An 18,283-nucleotide genomic window follows, 5' to 3' on the forward strand; every position below is an offset into this window, starting at 1 on the left:
GGGACCGTGAGGCGTCCGGGGCGGTCAAGGGGCTCGTCGTCACCACTGGATCTCCAGGCAGCACGCGTTGAGGCCGGAGCCGATGCCCATCAGCAGGACCCGGTCGCCGGTCTCGAGGTCGGCGCTGTGCGTGGCCAGGGTGAAGGGGACCGAGGCGGGGCCGATGTTGCCGTGCTCGGGGAAGGTGCGTGGCACCTTGTCGGGGTCGATCCCGAGCCGTTCGCAGATCGCCTCGGTGTGCACCTGGGAGACCTGGTGCAGCACGTAGCGGTCCAGCCCGGCGTCCCAGCCGAACTCGGGTGCCGCCTCGGCCCACAGGCCGGAGGACAGCTCGAGGCCGGCGTCGAGCAGACCCTTCAGGTCGGTGATCATCGTGTCGTTGTCGCCCACGCAGAGCTCGTGGTGCTGGGTGGCGGCGCGGCTGACCGCGGCCACGACGCGGTGGCCCTCGGGGTGCTCGTCGGTCCGCCCGAGCACCATGCCCGCGGCGCCCGAGCCCAGGGTCAGCGCGGCGAACTGCGACATCACGTCCTTCGACGTCACGCCGTCCTCGGAGAGCCGGGCGATCGTCGACTCCTGCACCGGCAGCGAGTCCTCCGCGTCCACCACCAGCGCGTGCCGGACCATCCCCGCGTCGATCATCGCGCCGGCGATCTCGATGCCGTTGACGAAGCCGAGGCAGGCGTTGGTGACGTCGAAGCTCTGCGCCGACGGCGGCAGCCCGAGGGCGTCGTGGATGACCACGGCCGTCGACGGCTCCAGCCAGCGGCGGCTGAGCGAGGTGTTGATCAGCAGGTCGACGTCGGCGGCGGCCACGCCGGCGGCGTCGAGCGCGGCCTGCCCGGCCGCGACGGCACCGTCGATGAAGGTCTGCTCCTCGGTCCAGCGGCGTCGCTCGCGGATGCCGACCAGGCCCTCGAGGAGTCCGGGTCGCATCCGGGTCCGGCGGTAGACGTCGGTGAGCCGGTCGTCCAGCGCGGCGGAGGTGACGACCTCGGGGGCCTCGACCCGCTCGACGGCCAGGACGGCGATCCGGGAGAAACGGTGGGTGGAGTTCAGGGTCACGGGGCTCCTGCCGGGACGGGGTTCGCGACCCGCGCGTCACGGGTCGCGGCGGGGTCGCTCGGATCTGCCCAGGGGAGCACCGGGTGACCTCACTCAACCACGGGCGCCTGAGCGGGCGGCTGACGTAGGGGTGAGGCCGGACCCGCCGGCGGGACCGGTCCCTACGATGGCGTGATGGCCACCACCCGCGACCGCGACCCCGAGGGGCGACCCCGCCAGGCCCGGCCGCGGGACGCGCTCGGCCGCCCCCTGGCCTACGGCGAGGTCGGGGTCGAGCCGGTCTCCGAGGAGCCGCTGCCGCCGTACGAGACCGTGGCGTACGCCCGCGAGCTCCTCGACGCCGGCCGCCCGTTCTCGGCCCACGAGGTGCTCGAGGCGCGGTGGAAGGACGGTCCCGACGAGGAGCGCCCGCTGTGGCAGGGCCTGGCCCAGCTGTGCGTCGGGATCACGCACCTGGCCCGGGGGAACACCGCCGGGGGCCTGCGCCTGCTCGCGCGCGGGTCGGCGGCGGTGGAGGGGTACGCCGCGGGCGGCGGTCCGACGTACGGCCTGGACCTCGCGGACGTGCTCGTCTGCGCACGCGAGCACGCCGACGGCGCGGGCGGCCCCGACGGCCCGGGCTCAGGCTGACGGCAGCCGGGCGCGCAACCAGGTCTGGGTGCCCGGCCGCAGGTGCTTGAGCTTGGGTGTCGCGGCGAGCGGCGCGACCACCAGCGAGGAGTCGTCGGGCAGCGACCACTTCAGCTCGTGGAAGACCCGCGAGAGGGTGTCGTCGCTGTCGACGAAGCCGAGCCCGGGGGCCGCGGGCCGCACCTCGCGCCACGGGCCGGGCTCGTCGGTCGGCAGGTCGACGCTGCTCCACGCGATGTAGACGGTCATCGGGGCAGTCTGGCGCGCCGGTCGGTCCCGGCCACCCCTGCGGCCGGTCCAAGATGGGGCCATGAGCATCAGCGAGCAGGACCGGACCCACCTGGAGCGCTGCGTGGCGCTGGCCGCGCAGGCCGTCGACCAGGGGGACGAGCCCTTCGGGTCGATCCTGGTCTCGGCGCGCGGGGAGGTGCTGCTCGAGGACCACAACCACGTCGGGGAGGGTGACGGCACCCGCCACCCCGAGCTCGAGATCGCCCAGTGGGCCGGGGCGCACACCGACCCCTCGGAACGCGCGTCGATGACCGTCTACACCTCCGGCGAGCACTGCCCGATGTGCTCGGCCGCGCACGCCTGGGCCGGGCTGGGGCGGATCGTCTTCGCCAGCTCGACCGCCCAGCTGACCGGCTGGCTGGCCGAGCTCGGCGTGGCCCCGTCCCCGGTCGCGCCGCTGCCGATCAGTCAGGTGGCGCCGGGCCTGGTGGCCGAGGGGCCCGTCCCCGGTCTCGACGAGCAGGTCCGTGCCCTGCACGCGCGCTTCCACGCCCCCCGCTGACGCCGAGATGACGCTCGCGGACAGCCGAGATGACGCTTGCGGCGCCTCGAGGTGACGGTTCCGGACACCGGCGACCTGCGGCTGGGAGGAGTCAGGGGCGGTAGAAGTGCTGGTAGTCCGGCTCCGAGAAGGTGCCGCCCCACTCCCAGCCGACCTCGGCGAACGCCCTGACCACCACGTCGTCGGCGTGAACGACGCCGGCCGGGGGCTGGGCGTCGGAGGTGCGGTCGAGGTCGGCGAACCGGGCGCCCGCGGGCGGCAGCACACCTCCGGTGGTGAGGTACGGGTTCTCGACCGGGTTCACGTCGATCGCACGGCCGAACGCGTGGGCGGAGAGGGTGTCGGACCCGGCCACGCGGCGGCAGTTGTAGCCCGAGGAGTTGTCGTCCGCCATCGAGCGGTCGTCGTCCCCGCCGTAGGCGTCGACCAGGCGCATCCGCCGCAGCGGCCAGCGGGCGTCGTACAGGCGCTCGAAGACCTGCACGACGTCGCGGGCCAGGGAGGCCCGCACCACCATCCGGCCGGTGCGGGGCTGCCCGTCGAAGCCGACGTGGGGCACGCTCAGCACCCGGAGCCGGTCCAGCGGCAGCGGGCAGGTGGCGGGGTCGTGGCTCGCGCCGGTCATCCGCCGTCCGAGCGCCTCGCCGATCGGCGCGACACGGGCGCGGTACGCCGGCAGCCGCTCCGGCGTGGTGCCGTCCGTCGGGGCCAGGCCGGTGCCGCGGCGGAGGTCGCGCCACCACACCTGCGCCTCGTCGCGCTCACGGCCCGTCAGCAGGCGGGGGACGCCGCCCTCGGGCGGGATGCGGGCCGGTGACCAGCGGTCGCCGACCACGACGCCGTCGCGCAGCTCGACGGTCAGCACGCCGGTCTCGGACTTGCGACCGTGGTACCAGGTGAAGTTGCCCAGGCCGTAGCCCACGTAGGTGTCGTCGAGCATCCCCGCGCCGAGGAGCACGTGCGCGTGCGACCCGACGACGACGTCGGCCCCGGCCCGGGCCAGCCGCTCAGCGAGCCCCCGCTGGGCCGTGGTCGGCGTCTGCCGCTCCTCCTCGCCCCAGTGCAGGTAGACGGCCACGACGTCGTCGGTGCGCGCCGCCCGGCGCACCGCGTCGAGCAGCCGGCCCGCGTCACCCGGGCGGGCGGCGGCGATGCCGGGTCCGCCCTCTCCGGCGGCCCAGACGGGGTCGCGGCTCTCGCGCGGGGAGGCGTCGGCGGCGAGCACGGCGACGCCGGTGCCGCGCACGTCCACGCGGTACGGCCGGTAGGCCTGCTCGGCGTCCCGACCGATCCCCACGACCGCCGGGCGCGCCCGGTCCGCGGCGGCCGTCAGGGACGCGCGCAGCCCGGCCAGGCCGTGGTCGGCGCCGTGGTTGTTGGCCAGCGGGACCACGTCGACGCCGGACCGGGCCAGCACGCCGAGCGCGGCCGGGTCGCTGCGGAACCAGTAGCGCTGGTCGGGGTCCTCGAGCTCCTTGTCCGTCGGGGTGTCCCGCGACGCCAGGGCGCTCTCCAGGTTGACCACCGCCACGTCGGCGGCGCGGAGCGGGCGCGACACCTCGCCCAGGTCTGACCCGGGCTGCTGCACGAGGTCGCCCAGGGCCTGCTCGAAGTGCACGTCCCCGGCGAAGGCGAGGGTGACGGTGGTGCCGGCCGCCTCGGCGGCGCGGGCACCCGCACGACCACCGGACCCCGGTCCGCCCTCGGCGTCGGGACCCGTCTGCGCCCGGCCGCCGCCGTCGGAGCACGCGGCTGTCAGCACCAGGGAGGCCACGAGCGCGCCGAGGACCCCGGTCCGTCGCGGCGTGCAGCGTGTCGTGGCCATGGGGCCTCCCTCGCGTCCAGGATGCGGGACCGGGACAAACGGCCCGCGTGGCACGGGGGGAAGAAAGGTGTGGGTGCGGACGACCCCTGCCAGAGCGTCCGCACCCACGATCGGGGGCCCTCAGTCCGTGGTCGGACCTCGGGGAGGCTGGCGTTCCTGGCGGCCGAGCTCGCCGCCGACGCGGCCGCCGAAGGGGCGGCCGTGGTCGGCGTGCTCGGCACGCGAGAACACCAGCAGGTGGTCGCCCACCTCGAGGCGGGCGCCGGCACGCAGCACCACGCGGTCGTCGAGCTGGGCGCCGTGCACGCGGGCGCGGCCGGCCAGGGTGGTGACGACGTACTCGTCGTCGTCGCTGTGCCGGATGACGACCTGGCGGTCGGCCAGCCCGGGCAGCACCACGTCGCAGGACGGGTCGGAACCGACAACGGTCGTCTCACCCAGCCAGAAGATGGGCTGCCGCTCGCCGGCCACCACGTCGGCCTTGAACAGGACCAGGCGGGGGCTCCCGCCCCTGCCGTGCGTCCCTCCGCGACCCACCCGCGGGTTGCGCTGGAACGTCGGTGCGATCGGCCACACCGGCATCGGCGGGACCAGGTCGTTGCTGGGGAGCACCGGCTCGGCGGCGCGGGCCCGCGAGCGCGCCGAGGTCAGGGCCCCGCGCACGCTGCCGATCCGGATCCGGCGCGAGCCGGTCGCGCGACGCTGCCACCACGGTGCCTTGACGGCTCCCAGCGAGACGAGGTGCTCACCGCCGGAGACCACCTTGACCACGACGCCGTACCGCGCCAATGTCTCCGCGACGGTGCGGATCGCGGGGGCGTCCGCGCGGCCCGCGAAGGCGCCGGGCTCGTCGACCTCGAGCTCGAGGCGGTTGCCGCTGCCCCGGAGGCGGCCGTGGACGGCGCTGCCGTCCTCCCGGCCGATCTCGAAGCGCAGGTCCGCGCCGACGACGAGGGTCATGGTGCTCAGGCCCGCCCGGAGGTCTGGCCGGAGGTCTGGCCGGGCCCGACGGGGTCGCCGGCGTCGCTGGTGGTGATGGTCAGGGTGCCGTCGAGCTTCCAGGTGGCGCGAGGGGCGTTCGACCCCGTGTCGCGGGGGACCTCGACGGTCATGTCCTCGAAGCGGTAGTGGATCGCGGCCTCGCGGCCGGTCAGGAAGGTCCACATGCGGGCGCCGAGATCGGTCCAGTCGACGACTTCCTCGTGGCCCCCGTCCAGGGACTGGCTGCTGACTGACATGGTGGGCTCCTCAGGCGGGTGGACCTCGACATCTTGTCGAAGTAGTTAGGATTAAACCATGGACGACGTGTCAAGGCCTGTGCAAGGCCTCCCCAGGGGTGTGATCTCCGACCCTCCCGCCGAGGCGGACCTGAGCATCGGAGACCTCGCCACCGCGACCGGGGTGGGCGCGGCCACCCTGCGCGCCTGGGAGCGACGGCACGGTTTCCCGGTCCCGCACCGCCTGCCCAGCGGCCACCGTCGGTACGACCAGGCGCAGGTCAGCGCGGTGCTCGACGTGGTGCGCCGCCAGCACGAGGGCGTACGCCTGGAGGCGGCGATCGCCGCCACCCTGGTCGACGCCCACGGCAGCGACGGGAACCGACCGATGGTGCCCGGCGAGCGCTCGGTCTTCGCTGCGCTCCGTCGCCGGCACCCGCAGCTGACCCCGCAACGCCTCGGCAAGCCGATGCTGCTGGCGCTGTCCTGGGCGATCGAGGACGAGTTCTGCTCGCGGGCCCTCGCCCCGCACCTGTTCGGCTCGTTCCAGCACGACTCGTACTTCCGTGCCGCGCGACGCCGCTGGGACGACCTGGCGCTCGGCGCTCGTACCTCGGCGGTCTTCGCCGACTTCAACGGCGGTGAGGACGTCGTGTCCCTCACGGGTCCGGCGCGGGTGCACCTCGACGCCGGGGCCCCGCTGCTGCGCGAGTGGGCCGTGGTCTGCGACGACGACGACCTCCCGGCGGTGCTCACGGCCTGGGAGCTGCCCGGCCAGGGGCACGTGAAGGAGGCCGACCGGCTCTTCGACGCCGTGTGGACCGTGGACCGTCGGGCCGCCCGGGACGCGGCGCGGGCCTGCACACGAGCGGCGTACGACGCCGGTGCCGCCTGGGCGCCAGGCCTGCTCCAGGACCTGGCCCCGGAGCCCCGGGCGGTCCAGGTCGACGCGGCCACCCAGACGGCGTTGTTCAACCGGGTGCTGGCCTACGTGGACCGTCAGGTGCGCCGCTGAGGCCATGTCGCTCGGCCACGCCCCATGCCCACGGGTGTGGCAGGGACCGGTCGGGGCGGCTTGCGTGAGCGTGTGACCCACGACTCGCTGGACGACCAGGTCGACCGTGACCGCCAGGCCACCTTCCGCCCGCTGTCGGAGGACGCCGCGGCCCCGCCGCCGGAGCCCGTGGTGGTGCGGGTCGACGGGTCGGAGGTCCCCGCCGACGCCCGACGGCCGCTGATCGAGGCCCTGACCGACGAGGGCCACGACGGCGACTTCCCCTCCGTCTGCTACCACCCCGCCCTCGGGGCGATCCAGACCTGCGACACCTGCCTGGTCGAGGTGGACGGCGAGGTCGTACGCGCCTGCGCCACGCCGGCCCGCGACGGCCTCGAGGTCACCACGACGGGACCGTCCGCGCCCGCCCGCGAGGAGGCCGCGCAGCGCCTGGTACGCAAGCACGTCCTGTACTGCACGGTCTGCGACCACAACGACGGTGCGTGCCCGCTCAAGCAGGGGATCGAGGCCAGCGGACTGACCCACGAGACGATCGGCTACTCCCCGAAGCCCTTCGAGATCGACGACAGCCACCCGTTCTACCGCTACGACCCCGACCAGTGCATCCTCTGCGGTCGCTGCGTGGAGGCCTGCCAGGACGTCCAGGTCACCGAGACGCTGTCCATCGACTGGGGCTCGGAGGACCCGCGGGTGCTGTGGGACGGGGGCGCGCCGGCGGGGGAGTCGTCCTGCGTGTCCTGCGGGCACTGCGTGTCGGTCTGCCCGTGCAACGCCCTGATGGAGAAGACCATGCTCGGCCGGCACGGCCTGATGACCGACTGGCCCACCGAGACCCGCGAGCTGGCCATCGACCTGGTCAAGGACGTGGAGCCCACCACCGGGTACCTCCCGCTCTACGACATCTCCAAGGCCGAGGCGGCGGCCCGCATGGCGGTCACCGAGAGGACGAAGACGGTGTGCACCTACTGCGGCGTCGGCTGCTCCTTCGACGTCGAGACCCGTGGCCGCGAGATCCTGCGCGTGCAGCCGCAGCTCGAGGGTCCCGCCAACTCGATCTCGACCTGCGTCAAGGGCAAGTTCGGCTGGGACTACGTCAACGCCGAGGACCGGCTGACCGTGCCGCTGGTCCGCGACGGCGACCGGTTCCGCGAGACCACCTGGGACGAGGCGCTCGACGTGGTGGCCGAGCGCCTCGAGGCGATCGTCGCCGAGCACGGGCCGGACGCGACCGGCGTGATCGGGTCGTCCAAGGCGACGAACGAGGAGGGCTACCTCACCCAGAAGCTCGCCCGGCAGGTGCTCGGCACGAACAACACCGACAACTGCTCGCGCTACTGCCAGTCGCCGGCGACCGTGGGCCTGTGGCGCACCGTGGGGTACGGGGGTGACGCCGGGTCGATCAGCGACATGGAGCGCGCCGAGCTGGTCCTGATGATCGGGACCAACACCGCGGCCTCCCACCCCGTGATCGCCTCGCGGCTGCGGCGTGCCCAGAAGCTCGGCGGTCAGCAGCACGTCGTGGTCGACCTGCGACACCACGAGATGGCCCAGCGCGCGGAGGTGTACCTCAAGCCCGCGCCCGGCACCGACCTCGTGTGGCTCTCCGCCGTGACCAAGCACGTCATCGACCAGGGCTGGCACGACCGGACCTTCCTCCAGGAGCGGGTCAACGGCCTGGACGAGTACGTCGCCTCGCTCGCGCCCTTCACCCTCGAGCACGCCGAGCAGCGCACCGGGATCCCGGCCGACGACCTGCGCGCGCTGGCCCACCGGGTCGCCCACGCGGGGTCGGTGGCCGCGCTGTGGGCGATGGGGGTCACCCAGCACCACATGGGCTCGGACACCTCGACCGCGATCTCGAACCTGCTCCTGGTCACCGGCAACTACGGGCGGTCCGGCACCGGCGCGTACCCGCTGCGAGGCCACAACAACGTGCAGGGCTGCAGCGACTTCGGCGTCGTGAACGACGTCTACCCCGGCTACCAGCCCGTCGCGGACGACGAGGTGCGGGAGAAGTTCGAGAAGGCCTGGGGCCGCGCGCTCCCGCGCGAGCCGGGCCTGGACAACCACGGCATGGTCGACGCCGCCCACGACGGCTCCCTGAAGGGGCTCGTGGTCATCGGCGAGGAGCTCGCGCTCGTCGACGCCAACGCCCACTACGTGCAGGAGGCCCTCGAGCGGCTGCCGTTCCTGGTGGTCTCGGAGCTGTTCTTCTCCCGCACCTGCGAGTTCGCCGACGTGGTCCTGCCCGCGGCCGCCTCGCTGGAGAAGGACGGCACCTTCACGAGCACCGAGCGTCGCGTCCAGCGCCTCTACGAGTCGATGCCGCCGGTCGGTGAGGCGAAGGCGGACTGGCGGATCCTCCAGCTGATCGCCGACCGGATGGGCTACCAGTGGGGCTTCACGCACCCCGGGGAGATCATGCAGGAGGTGGCCGGTCTGACCCCGCTGTTCGCCGGGGTGAGCTACGACCGGCTCGAGGGCTACTCCTCCCTGCAGTGGCCCGTGCACGCCGACGGGACCGACACCCCGCTGCTCTACACCGAGCGCTTCCCGTTCGACGACGGGCGGGCGCGGTTGTACCCGTTGGCGTTCCGCGAGCCCACCGACCAGGTCGACGACGAGTACCCGCTGCACGTGAACAACGGCCGTGTCCTGGAGCACTTCCACGAGGGGAACCTGACCCTGCGCTCGGCCGGCCTGGTGCACCTGGTGCCGGACACCTACGCCGAGATGACCTGGCGCACCGCGGAGGAGCACGGGGGCCTGGCCACCGGCGACTGGGTGCGCCTGATATCGCGGCGGGGCGAGCTGACGGTGCGCGTGCTGCTCTCGGACCAGGTGCACGACGGTGAGCTGTGGGTGCCGATGCAGGCCGCCGAGATCAACCTGCTCACCTCCAGCGTCGTCGACCCCGACAGCCACACCCCGGCCTACAAGGAGATCGCGGTGCGCCTGGAGCGCGCCGACGGCCCCGACGAGGTGCGCGGCGGCACCCGACGCGCGGCCGACCGGTCCCGCAAGGGCGACCGTGACCAGCAGGGCAACCCGCAGGGCCCCCCGCTGCCGCCCCACCACCACCGCTACGGCCCGGTGAGGTGGAGGGGAGGCTGCGGGCGGCACCCGGTGACGTCGAGGAACTCCATTGACTCCTCGTGGGCAACTGCCAGCAGGCGCCCGTCAGGGGACCAGGCCTCAGGACCCGCGAGGACCCCGCGCTGTGCCTCGTCCTGGAGCGGCCGCGGGAGGTCTCGAACGGTCGACGTGGCGAGGTCGACCAGGGAGATGCCGGATGAGCTGCCGCGGCGCTGCACGGCGATCAGGCTGCCGTCCGGCGAGAAGGCGGCCCCTGAGATCGGGTCGCCCACGGTCACTGCAGTGGTGTCACCCGAGTCCGTGTCGAGGACGACCAGGTCGCCGACCAGGGAACGACCTGAGTAGGGGTTGGTGGGCTCGGTGGAGGAGATGTAGGCGACCTGCGTGCTCTCGGAGGACCAGGCGATGGGTCGCACGCTGCGCGCCGGCGGCAACGCGTGGCGTGCGACGTCGGCCGAGCTGAGGTCGACGATCTCGAGGTCGGCCTCGGAGGTGTCGTGGTCACCCAGCGCTACCCGACGACCGTCGGGGGAGAGCAGCATGGGGGCTGGGTCTCCCTGGGTCTCCGGTCCTGCGCGATCCTCGGCGGCGTCAAGGCGCCGGTAGATGTCGGTGTCGGCGCCCAGGACGACGGCCTGGGGGAAGTCGAGGAACTCGACCCCGAACCCGTGCTGGTAGAGCGCGATCGCGCGGCCGGGGGGCGCTTCGGAGACGTCGGTGGTCAGGTAGGAGTAGCCGGCCAGCTGGTGCGGGAGGCTGGCGGTCGTCCCGCTGTCGGCGGGACCACCCTCCGTGGCGAGTGGAACGAGCGTGACAGCGGCACAAGCGGCCCCCAGCGCGAGGCAGTGCCATCGCCCACGCCCCCACACGGGTCTCATGGGCGGACGGTAGCGCCTGCGCGAGCGACGACCACCTGTTCCTGACGGCGGCCGTGGCAGTCGTAGTACCGCGTGCCGCCGGGCTTCCCACGCTGGTGGTCCCCTCTGGCGGCTGCTCGGGTCGGGTCACCACAGACCGTGCCGGCCACCCCATGATGCGCAGCGACGCGACGACCTGGCCGGATCGGGCCTCGGCCGCCGACGGGGCCAACGACGCTGGACGACGGTTGGCTCAGTCCAGCGGGGTGTCGACCCAGCCCACGAACCGGTTGCCGATACCCAGGATCTCCTCACGATGGTTGCCGCGCAGTGGAGGCGGCAGGTCGGAGGGCTGATGGTGGTCGCAGCTGATGAAGGTGAATCTCGGCCACCATTTCTTGGGCCGGGTTGTCTCAGCATGCCCGCAGACACTGCAGACCAGCTCGACCCACACCGGCTTCTTGCCGGTCCGATTGGCACGGGACTGGACCAGCCACGGTGGCGGGTCGTCCTCGATCTCACGCAGCTGGCCTTCGGTGAGCGTCGGGGGCAGGCCGTGTCGAGCGGCCATCTCCGGGGGGATGTCCAAGCGTTGGGCAGCGTCGCGGCGGGTGATCATCGGCGCCAACGATAGTCAGTGCTGTCGGGAGCAGCTCGAGAGAACAGCTGCAGCACGTCGGCTTGGTTCGACCCACGTGCTTGCGTGCCATGCTGCGGCGCATGCCCCAGGTCACAGCAGAAGTGTGGGTCCCGGTTCTGCCCGACACTGCGTTCGCGGTCTCGCAGACGACCGGCGAGGTCCGGCTGAGCTGGGATCCCTTCATCCGGAGTCAGCACCTGATCGACGCAGACCGCCCGGACAAGGACGTCCGCACCCTGACCAAGGCGCGCGTCGGTCCGACGATGATCAGCCGCTACGTCTCCTACCGCCCGCCGACATCGGTCGGCATGACGATGGAGAGAGGGCCCTGGTTCTTCGCGACCTTCGGCGGCGGCTGGCGCTTCACACCTGAGGACCGAGACGGAGTTGCCGGGACTCGGGCCGTGTGGAAGTACACGTGGTCCGGCCGCCCGGCTTGGCTCACCCCGGTCGCCGACCCGATCGGCCGGTGGTTGCTGGGCCGCGAGATCCGCGCGCGCATCACGGCGTTCGCCGGTGCCTGCGAGAGTCCCGACGTGCTGGGGGTCGTACGAAGCGCGTCGAGCTGACCGCCGCACGGGTGAACGCCAGCTCCGACTCGCGCCGTCCCAGGTGTTCGGCGATCAACGCCGCACGCTGGTCGGGACCGGGCGAGCGCAGGATCTGTCGGACGTCTGAGAAAGCTTCGTCGAGCCCACGCAGACGGTCGAGTCTGGACTCTCTCCCCGGGGGAGACTTCAGTCCTTGACTCTCGCTCGGCCCGAGTACCCAGGCTGTGCGGCATGGACAACCACACCGACATCAACATCGATACCACCACCGACACCACCACGACCGCGCAGCTGCCCGGCCCGATCCGCACCTTCGTGGCGGCCCACGGGTCTCGCGACGCCGACGCGGCGCTGGTCGTACTGGCCCCGGGAGCGGTCATCTCCGACGTGGGGGAGTCGTTCACCGGCGAGGACGCCCTGCGGCGCTTCGTGAGCGAGGCAGGAGCGGAGTACAGCTACACCGACGAGATCACCCGCGTGGCTCAGGACGGCGAGATCTGGGTGGTCTCTCATCACCTGGAGGGTGACTTCCCGGGCGGTGCGGCGGACCTCGACTACCGGTTCGCGCTGGACGGCGACCGCATCAGCCGACTCGACATCGTCCTCGGCTGACGTCGGGCCCAGCACCACACGAGCTCGAGGAGAAGACATGACACACGAAGATCGCGACCGGCTCGACGGTCGTACGGCGCTGGTCACCGGCGGTTCGAAGGGCTCGGGCCGAGCCGTGGTCGACCGGCTGCGGGCCATGGGCGCCGACGTCTGGACGACTGCACGGACCATCCCCGAGGGGTACGACCGCCCCGATCGCTTCATCGAGGCGGACACCTCGACCGCAGAGGGGGCGCAGGCCGTGGCCGACCGCATCGCGGGGGCCGGCGCCTTGGACATCCTGGTCCACGTCGTCGGCGGCTCGTCGACGCCGCCCGGTGGGTACGCGGTCATCACCGACGAGCAGTGGCTCACCGAGCTGAACCTGAACTTCCTCGGGGCAGTGCGGCTCGATCGGGCGCTCCTCCCACCGATGATCGAGTCCGGGTCCGCGGTCGTCCTGCACTTCGGCTCCATCCAGCGCGAGATGCCGCTCCACGAGGCCTCGTTGCCCTACGCCTCGGCAAAAGCTGCGCTGCGCACCTACAGCAAGGGCCTCGCGAACGAGCTGGCTCCGCTCGGGGTGCGGGTCAACATGATCAGTCCCGGCGGGATCGAGACGCAGGGGTACGAGGACTTCGTGGACAGCCTCGCGACCGGCAACGGGATCACGCGTGAGGAAGCGAGGCAGGGCATCTTCGACTCCCTCGGCGGGGTGCCACTGGGCAGGTTCGCGAGCACCGAGGAGATCGCCGACCTGGTGGGTTTCCTGGTCTCGGACCGAGCATCAGCGATCGTGGGTGCGGAGTACGTCATCGACGGCGGGACCGTCCCGACCGTCTGAGCCAGCAGGACGGAGCAGCATCGTGGGCACGATGGACGAGCTCGTCGACGGCGACGTCGTCGAGCAGCTGAGGCGCACGTTCCGGGCGCACGCCAGCAGTACGCGATCCGACTGGTCGGGGCTGGCTGCCGCGGCGAGCGCCGTGGCGGGCCGGCCCCTGCGACGGCGGGTCGACCTGGTGCGCGACGCCATCGTGAGCGACGTCGGGTCGGGGTTCGACCTCCTGAACGGGGTGGTCGACGCGAGCCTCGCCGAGCCGGGCTTCCGGGGATGGGCTATCTGGCCAGTCACGGAAGCGGTGGCCGAGCTCGCGGTCGGCGGGGCGCAGGGGAGTGGTAGAGGTGGTGAGCAGACGTTCGAGCAGGGACTGGAGCTCATGCGGCGCCTGACCAGCCGCCTGAGCGCGGAGTTCGCCCTGCGGACCTTCCTCCTCGCGGACCCGGACCGGACGGTCCGCGTGGTGCAGCACTGGTGCGACGACGACGACGAGCACGTACGTCGACTCGCGAGCGAGGGCACGAGGAGCTACCTGCCGTGGGCCCGACAGGTGCCTGCGCTGCACGCCCGGCCGGATCTGACCCTGCCGATCGTCGACGGGCTGTACCGGGACGAGAGCGAGTACGTCCGACGCTCGGTCGGCAACCACGTGAACGACCTGTCCAGGCGGCACCCGGACGTGGCCGTGCAGGTCGGGTCGCGCTGGCTCACCTCACCCGACGGCAACACGCCGGCACTGGTGCGGCGTGCGTTCCGCACCCTGGTGAAGGCCGGCGACGAGCGGGCCCTCGCCGCACTCGGCTTCGGCGGAACCGCCGCCGTGACCGGGCCGCTCCTGGACCGCACCACCGTCCAGGTGGGCGAGGACCTCGAGATCCGAGCGACGGTGCGGAACGCCGGTGCGACCCGGGCGCAGTTCGCCGTGGACTACGTCGTCCACTATCGCAAAGCCCGTGGACCCAACGCCCCGAAGGTCTTCAAGATCGCGACGCTGACGCTGGACCCGGGGGAGTCGCGAGAGCTGGTGAAGCGCCGCTCCTTCGCCCCGACCAGCACCCGCGTCCTCCACCCAGGACCGCACACCGTCGAGCTCCAGGTGAACGGTCGGCGACACGGGGAGGCTCGAGTGGAACTACGCGCGGCGTCGAGTGGGGAGCGGCCCTGACGGGTCTGACCGCCACACCACAGCGGTTCGCCCGGTCAGAGCCGCGACCTCCATCGGGATCCCGGTGGTGAGCGCCGGACCGATCCGGTGCTGATGAGTGCCGGCGGAGAGGGGCCCCGACGGCCTCGAAGCCCCCGTTGCACGTCGCCATCTTCCTCAGCCGGCGCGAGGATCACGTCACCGCGTGCGTGGGGACAGTAGGACGCGCGGCGCGCTCAACGCGGTGCACCGCGGCAGCAGCGTTGTGCTGCCTGCGGTTGCCAACTCACCTGCTGTGTGCCGGTGCGGCTACATGCGTACCTTCGGACCACCGACAACCGAAGGAAGTGCCTCATGGGTCTCTTCAAGGTCAGCAGAACCCCGCAGGCAAAAGCAGAACGGGACCTCAGGATCAAGGGCCGGATAAGCCATCGCAGCCTCCAGGAGCTCCAGGACCAGCTTCACGCCGTCGGAGACCTCGGCCTCGATCTGGACGAGGCGCTCCGCAGCCCGGCGCAACGCCAGAAGGTCGACATCACCACTCTGATCAAGGCGTTGGCCATCGCGACGGAAACTGCCGAGCTGGCGCTCGCGGAGGTCGTCGCACTCCGACAGGCTCTCGAGTGACCTGACGGGCAGTGATCGAGGGGTCGGTTGACCGTGACGTGACGCAGTTGCGGCGGGACTTCGTGGGGTACGCGTGAGTCCAGGAAGTCCCTACTCGGTCCCTCCGTCGAACAGGTCGGGCTGGTCGTCCGGTGGGCCATAGGCGAACCAGCCGTATCGAGACATGTATCGAGACATGTCCTCCCCGCGCTGCTTCGCTTCGCGAAACGACCGCTTGAGCTCTGCCCCGAATCGCACAGGGGGCAGCTCTGCCCGGATCGACCACTCCAGGGAATCCTCGAAGAACACCAAGAAGACTTCCTCGTCAGACAGCTGGTTGAAGTCCTGCGGGTCATCGGAGTGGGGATCCGCAGGCTCGGCGATCCGTGCCCATTGCTCCTGAGTCACCAGGACCGTGAACTCCCCACCATCACCGCGAAGAACGTGGACGCTGCCGTCGTCGCTCTCGACCACCTGACCGTTCAGTGCCAGGCGCTCGAGCAGCCACTGCCACCGCGATGCGACTTCCTCAGGGCTCTTGGGCGGCGCAGGGCGGGCCGGCGCGGACATGACCTCACGTGCCGCGGAGGAGATCTGCTGAGCAAGCAGGTCGGCGTAGTCATTCACGAGCTCCCAGCCGCTGAGGTATCGCCATTCACTATCGATTGGCACGTAAGCAGACCCGCACACGGGTTCGTCCCCTATTTCGAACCGTGCCTCGGCGCGGAGCCAGCTGCGACTCCGATCGAGGCGAACCTCGATGACCTTGATGTCGTCGCCGACCAAGGGTGGAAGCAGAGCGGCCGCCGCGGCCAGAAACTCAGCGTCATCCATGGTCCAAGCCTCTCAAGTCTCGTCAGGGGCCGGACCGATCGTGACTGCAGTATCGCTGTCGACCAGCATCCAGACCTCGGCGTCATGTGCGCTTGAGCTGCGCGCGCCGCTTGCCATGGACGGGCGGCCTGGATGTCCGTGTCTGACGATGATCGCGTGCGGTCCATGCGTACGGTCGTCTGGTGAGTGCCCCTGACCCCGACCTTGTCGTCGTGGCTTCACCGTGGGCTCGCAGGACATGGGTCGCCGCATATGCGCTTCTTTTACTGGCGCTGGTCTGGGTGCTGCTGTCGTGGGCTGGGGTCCTGGTCGTGGTCGGATCGACCGTCGTGCCGGTCTGGGCGGCTGGACCCGTCCTGCTGTTCGCATGGGCCGTTGTACGGATAGGCCTGAGCGTGTTCCGGGTGCCGGGGCCGTCACCGGAATCGTGGTGGCGGTGGTTGCTTCCCACCGTCACGGCGTGTGCGTGGGTGCTGGTCCCACTGACCGCTGCGGCCAGCGGGTTCGGGGGGACGTCGTACGTGGTGGTCGAGCCCGCTGGGTCCGGTGGGTGCCGGGCGGTGGTGGCGGAGAGCAGCTTCTTTCTGACCGGGTGGGGGACGGTGCATGTCGCCGGTGGGTGGGGGCCGTTCGCCCCGCAGGTGGGTAGCTACCGCACGGACAACGGGTTGCAGCCGGTGTCGGCGGGGTCATACGGCGTCAGCTGGGATGACCGGTTCGGTGGGTTGTTGAACGTGGGTGGGACGTTGCCCGATGGCGACCCGGACGGTGGCTCCGGTCTGGTGGTCTTCGACTGCTGAGGTCTGCCGCCGGCAGACGGGACACCCCCGCGGTCAAGCCTCCGCGCCTATCGCGGAGTGGTTGTGCAGACCCTTCTAGCGGCAATGGAGCGCGTCGTGAGGGTCGAGTCGTGATCAGTGGTCCTGAGATCGTCTGCACCTGTGGGTCGGTGAAGTCCATGGCCGACATGCGCGCGGCTCATCGTGACCTGACCTCCGCCGGAGTCATCGTTGTCGCCCCCAGCGAGGCGGACGAGTCGCCCACTCCCGAGCAAGAGGTCGTCCTGGACGCTCTACATCTGCGCAAGATCGACCTGGCCGATCGGGTTCTGGTCGTCAACCCCGGCGGGTACGTCGGTGAGCCGACGCGAAGGGAAATCGCCTACGCCGAGGCGGCCGGCAAGCCGATCAGTTTCACCGGATAGGCGCAGGTCACCAACGCGCGGATTGCGGCAGTTGAGTGCTCTTCGCGAAGTAGTGTCCCCGCGTGCCAGAGACCTTGGCCCGGGCGTTCCCCTCGGACCTACGCGATTCGCTCGCAACTGTGCTTAGCGACCTTCCCCAGCCGGCCTACGCCCCGATGGGGTCCATTACGACGAGCAACTCACGCATGAGTCGCGGCATCAACCTCGCCGGCGAGTCAGTCGAGATTCCGTATCGCATCTATAACCCGGTTCCGCCGGCCGACCTTGCACCAAGAGGCTCTCAGGCCGCAGTGGCCATCGCCTGTCTCTACACACGCCATCACGACGGCTTCGTACGACAAAGAGCGCTCCAACGGGTACTAGCTTCCGACGAGACCTGGACGATCCCTTTCGTCGTGCAGCTGCTCGGCGAGTACGTCATTGAGATCTGTGAGGACATCCGCCGTTACGCCGAGACCGATCTCCCGAAGCGTCCCGAGATGATCCGAGAACTCCAGTCGTTCGCAGCGGACAACCACGGCTTCATCGTGCTGACCCGGCAACGGGCTACGAGCTACTGGCAGTCCTACTACCGTCGACCTCACCTGTATCGGGACTCGTATCCCGGGCTGCTTGCTCTCGCGATGCTGGTCGACCGTCCAGCTTGAGCGGGCGCTCATCGACGAGTTCTGATGAGGTGCGCCGACAGGCGGTGGAATGACACAAGTTGGCGAGCGCGTTGGTTGCGGCTGAAGAAGTGCCTCCTCGGCCCAAGTTGCACGGCATGTGTGAGCGCATCGCCGATTGTCGACACCGACTACTGCCTGTTAGAACGTCGACGTGGTGAGAGTGAGCGTGGGTGAATTTGGCACGCGGGAAGACGGCCTCGAACTCTGGCCGGTGTACGACTCGGTGTTCGCGGACTATCCCGACATCGACTCCTGGCTTGCCGCTGTCTGGGATAAGCACCGGGTTCGAAGCGGCTTCCGCCTTGCCCGCTCTTACTCCGACGATGTGCTCACCGGGTTTGCTTACGGCTACACGGGCACGAACGGACAATGGTGGACCGACAACGTCCGCGATGTGATGGAGCCTGACGTGGCAGCGCGGTGGCTGGGCGGGCACTTCGAGTTGGTCAGCATCGGCGTCACGCAAGGTGTTCGGGGTCAGGGCGTTGGTCGGAGGCTGATGCGCACGCTGTGCAGTGGACTCCCACATGAGCGGCAGCTCTTGATGACAACGGCTGACCCAGCCGACCCGGCGAGACGTCTCTACGAGTCGGAGGGTTGGCGCGTCCTCAGCGCAGGAGTTAGCGATGCCACGGTCACGATGGGTCGATTCGGCCACGCAACTGACGAGGAGTGACCGAGCGGCGCCGCGCCGTAAGCGCCGACC

20 protein-coding genes are annotated in these 18,283 nt (G+C 71.1%); 13 read left to right on the plus strand and 7 right to left on the minus strand.

All coding sequences use genetic code 11. The features are described from left to right. Positions 1-39: 39 nt before the first annotated feature. The gene (locus tag GV155_RS05955) at positions 40-1,065 is read right to left on the minus strand and encodes a 3-oxoacyl-ACP synthase III (RefSeq protein ID WP_160006140.1); all 1,026 of its coding nucleotides are present in this window, start codon (positions 1,063-1,065) and stop codon (positions 40-42) included. 174 nt (positions 1,066-1,239) lie between these two features. Between GV155_RS05955 and GV155_RS05960 the strand changes: the two genes are divergently transcribed. Next, positions 1,240-1,695, plus strand: coding sequence for a DUF309 domain-containing protein (locus GV155_RS05960; protein ID WP_160006142.1), 456 nt, complete (start codon positions 1,240-1,242; stop codon positions 1,693-1,695). Here the strand turns inward: GV155_RS05960 and GV155_RS05965 are convergent. Next, positions 1,687-1,944, minus strand: coding sequence for a hypothetical protein (locus GV155_RS05965; protein ID WP_160006144.1), 258 nt, complete (start codon positions 1,942-1,944; stop codon positions 1,687-1,689). The two genes, GV155_RS05960 and GV155_RS05965, sit on opposite strands and share 9 nt — an antisense overlap. Before the next feature lie 61 nt (positions 1,945-2,005). Between GV155_RS05965 and GV155_RS05970 the strand changes: the two genes are divergently transcribed. Beyond that, complete coding sequence (locus GV155_RS05970) at positions 2,006-2,488, plus strand: nucleoside deaminase (RefSeq protein WP_160006146.1); 483 nt, start codon at positions 2,006-2,008, stop codon at positions 2,486-2,488. Positions 2,489-2,579: 91 nt separating this feature from the next. On the opposite strand, the gene GV155_RS05975 is transcribed toward GV155_RS05970, so the two are convergent. From GV155_RS05975 to GV155_RS05985, 3 genes are all read right to left on the minus strand, one after another. After that, positions 2,580-4,313, minus strand: a complete 1,734-nt coding sequence (locus tag GV155_RS05975) for a CapA family protein (RefSeq protein WP_160006148.1) — start codon at positions 4,311-4,313, stop codon at positions 2,580-2,582. A 120-nt stretch (positions 4,314-4,433) separates the two neighbouring features. Then, complete coding sequence (locus GV155_RS05980) at positions 4,434-5,273, minus strand: FHA domain-containing protein (RefSeq protein WP_160006150.1); 840 nt, start codon at positions 5,271-5,273, stop codon at positions 4,434-4,436. Between the two features lie 5 nt (positions 5,274-5,278). Continuing rightward, entirely contained in the window at positions 5,279-5,551 is a 273-nt protein-coding gene (locus GV155_RS05985; RefSeq protein ID WP_160006152.1) for a hypothetical protein, read from the minus strand. A 100-nt stretch (positions 5,552-5,651) separates the two neighbouring features. Here GV155_RS05985 and GV155_RS05990 point away from each other — a divergent pair, with 100 nt between their 5' ends. After that, positions 5,652-6,545: a DICT sensory domain-containing protein gene (locus GV155_RS05990; protein WP_201300078.1), complete on the plus strand. Its 894-nt coding sequence runs from the start codon at positions 5,652-5,654 to the stop codon at positions 6,543-6,545. A 72-nt stretch (positions 6,546-6,617) separates the two neighbouring features. Then, entirely contained in the window at positions 6,618-9,986 is a 3,369-nt protein-coding gene (gene fdhF / locus GV155_RS05995) for a formate dehydrogenase subunit alpha (RefSeq protein ID WP_201300079.1), read from the plus strand. Between the two features lie 765 nt (positions 9,987-10,751). On the opposite strand, the gene GV155_RS06000 is transcribed toward fdhF, so the two are convergent. Then, positions 10,752-11,117 carry a hypothetical protein gene (locus GV155_RS06000; RefSeq protein WP_160006158.1) on the minus strand — a complete coding sequence of 122 codons (366 nt, stop codon included), beginning with the start codon at positions 11,115-11,117 and terminating at the stop codon, positions 10,752-10,754. An 89-nt stretch (positions 11,118-11,206) separates the two neighbouring features. Between GV155_RS06000 and GV155_RS06005 the strand changes: the two genes are divergently transcribed. The 5 genes from GV155_RS06005 to GV155_RS06025 all read left to right on the plus strand — a co-directional run bounded on the left by GV155_RS06005 (position 11,207) and on the right by GV155_RS06025 (position 14,892). Next, on the plus strand, positions 11,207-11,707 hold the full coding sequence (locus GV155_RS06005; RefSeq protein ID WP_236554454.1) for an SRPBCC family protein: 501 nt from the start codon (positions 11,207-11,209) through the stop codon (positions 11,705-11,707). A gap of 213 nt (positions 11,708-11,920) precedes the next feature. After that, entirely contained in the window at positions 11,921-12,301 is a 381-nt protein-coding gene (locus GV155_RS06010) for a nuclear transport factor 2 family protein (RefSeq protein ID WP_160006160.1), read from the plus strand. Between the two features lie 37 nt (positions 12,302-12,338). Continuing rightward, positions 12,339-13,124 (plus strand): SDR family oxidoreductase, encoded by a 786-nt coding sequence (locus GV155_RS06015; RefSeq protein ID WP_160006162.1) that lies wholly within the window; start codon positions 12,339-12,341, stop codon positions 13,122-13,124. 31 nt (positions 13,125-13,155) lie between these two features. Further along, on the plus strand, positions 13,156-14,286 hold the full coding sequence (locus tag GV155_RS06020) for a DNA alkylation repair protein (protein WP_160006164.1): 1,131 nt from the start codon (positions 13,156-13,158) through the stop codon (positions 14,284-14,286). A 333-nt stretch (positions 14,287-14,619) separates the two neighbouring features. Beyond that, entirely contained in the window at positions 14,620-14,892 is a 273-nt protein-coding gene (locus tag GV155_RS06025; RefSeq protein ID WP_160006166.1) for a hypothetical protein, read from the plus strand. A 90-nt stretch (positions 14,893-14,982) separates the two neighbouring features. Here GV155_RS06025 and GV155_RS06030 read toward each other — a convergent pair whose 3' ends face one another. Further along, positions 14,983-15,705: a hypothetical protein gene (locus GV155_RS06030; RefSeq protein WP_160006168.1), complete on the minus strand. Its 723-nt coding sequence runs from the start codon at positions 15,703-15,705 to the stop codon at positions 14,983-14,985. Between the two features lie 182 nt (positions 15,706-15,887). On the opposite strand from GV155_RS06030, the gene GV155_RS06035 reads away from it, so the two are divergent. The 4 genes from GV155_RS06035 (at position 15,888) to GV155_RS06050 (ending at position 18,253) form a co-directional block, all read left to right on the plus strand. Beyond that, positions 15,888-16,505 carry a hypothetical protein gene (locus tag GV155_RS06035; protein ID WP_160006170.1) on the plus strand — a complete coding sequence of 206 codons (618 nt, stop codon included), beginning with the start codon at positions 15,888-15,890 and terminating at the stop codon, positions 16,503-16,505. 158 nt (positions 16,506-16,663) lie between these two features. Beyond that, positions 16,664-16,909: a hypothetical protein gene (locus GV155_RS06040; RefSeq protein ID WP_236554058.1), complete on the plus strand. Its 246-nt coding sequence runs from the start codon at positions 16,664-16,666 to the stop codon at positions 16,907-16,909. Between the two features lie 185 nt (positions 16,910-17,094). After that, the gene (locus GV155_RS06045; RefSeq protein ID WP_160006174.1) at positions 17,095-17,556 is read left to right on the plus strand and encodes a hypothetical protein; all 462 of its coding nucleotides are present in this window, start codon (positions 17,095-17,097) and stop codon (positions 17,554-17,556) included. A 187-nt stretch (positions 17,557-17,743) separates the two neighbouring features. Next, positions 17,744-18,253 carry a GNAT family N-acetyltransferase gene (locus GV155_RS06050; protein ID WP_160006176.1) on the plus strand — a complete coding sequence of 170 codons (510 nt, stop codon included), beginning with the start codon at positions 17,744-17,746 and terminating at the stop codon, positions 18,251-18,253. The last annotated feature ends 30 nt before the right edge of the window (positions 18,254-18,283 follow it).

Origin of the sequence: Nocardioides sp. AX2bis (assembly GCF_902506435.1) — a bacterium.
Classification (GTDB): domain Bacteria; phylum Actinomycetota; class Actinomycetes; order Propionibacteriales; family Nocardioidaceae; genus Nocardioides.

Coding starts and splice junctions, on each gene's coding strand:
- GV155_RS05960 (WP_160006142.1), top strand. CDS start 1,240: ATGGCCACCACCCGCGACCGCGACCCCGAGGGGCGACCCCGCCAGGCC.
- GV155_RS05965 (WP_160006144.1), bottom strand. CDS start 1,944: ATGACCGTCTACATCGCGTGGAGCAGCGTCGACCTGCCGACCGACGAG.
- GV155_RS05970 (WP_160006146.1), top strand. CDS start 2,006: ATGAGCATCAGCGAGCAGGACCGGACCCACCTGGAGCGCTGCGTGGCG.
- GV155_RS05975 (WP_160006148.1), bottom strand. CDS start 4,313: ATGGCCACGACACGCTGCACGCCGCGACGGACCGGGGTCCTCGGCGCG.
- GV155_RS05980 (WP_160006150.1), bottom strand. CDS start 5,273: ATGACCCTCGTCGTCGGCGCGGACCTGCGCTTCGAGATCGGCCGGGAG.
- GV155_RS05985 (WP_160006152.1), bottom strand. CDS start 5,551: ATGTCAGTCAGCAGCCAGTCCCTGGACGGGGGCCACGAGGAAGTCGTC.
- GV155_RS06000 (WP_160006158.1), bottom strand. CDS start 11,117: ATGATCACCCGCCGCGACGCTGCCCAACGCTTGGACATCCCCCCGGAG.
- GV155_RS06005 (WP_236554454.1), top strand. CDS start 11,207: ATGCTGCGGCGCATGCCCCAGGTCACAGCAGAAGTGTGGGTCCCGGTT.
- GV155_RS06010 (WP_160006160.1), top strand. CDS start 11,921: ATGGACAACCACACCGACATCAACATCGATACCACCACCGACACCACC.
- GV155_RS06015 (WP_160006162.1), top strand. CDS start 12,339: ATGACACACGAAGATCGCGACCGGCTCGACGGTCGTACGGCGCTGGTC.
- GV155_RS06020 (WP_160006164.1), top strand. CDS start 13,156: ATGGACGAGCTCGTCGACGGCGACGTCGTCGAGCAGCTGAGGCGCACG.
- GV155_RS06025 (WP_160006166.1), top strand. CDS start 14,620: ATGGGTCTCTTCAAGGTCAGCAGAACCCCGCAGGCAAAAGCAGAACGG.
- GV155_RS06030 (WP_160006168.1), bottom strand. CDS start 15,705: ATGGATGACGCTGAGTTTCTGGCCGCGGCGGCCGCTCTGCTTCCACCC.
- GV155_RS06040 (WP_236554058.1), top strand. CDS start 16,664: ATGGCCGACATGCGCGCGGCTCATCGTGACCTGACCTCCGCCGGAGTC.
- GV155_RS06045 (WP_160006174.1), top strand. CDS start 17,095: ATGAGTCGCGGCATCAACCTCGCCGGCGAGTCAGTCGAGATTCCGTAT.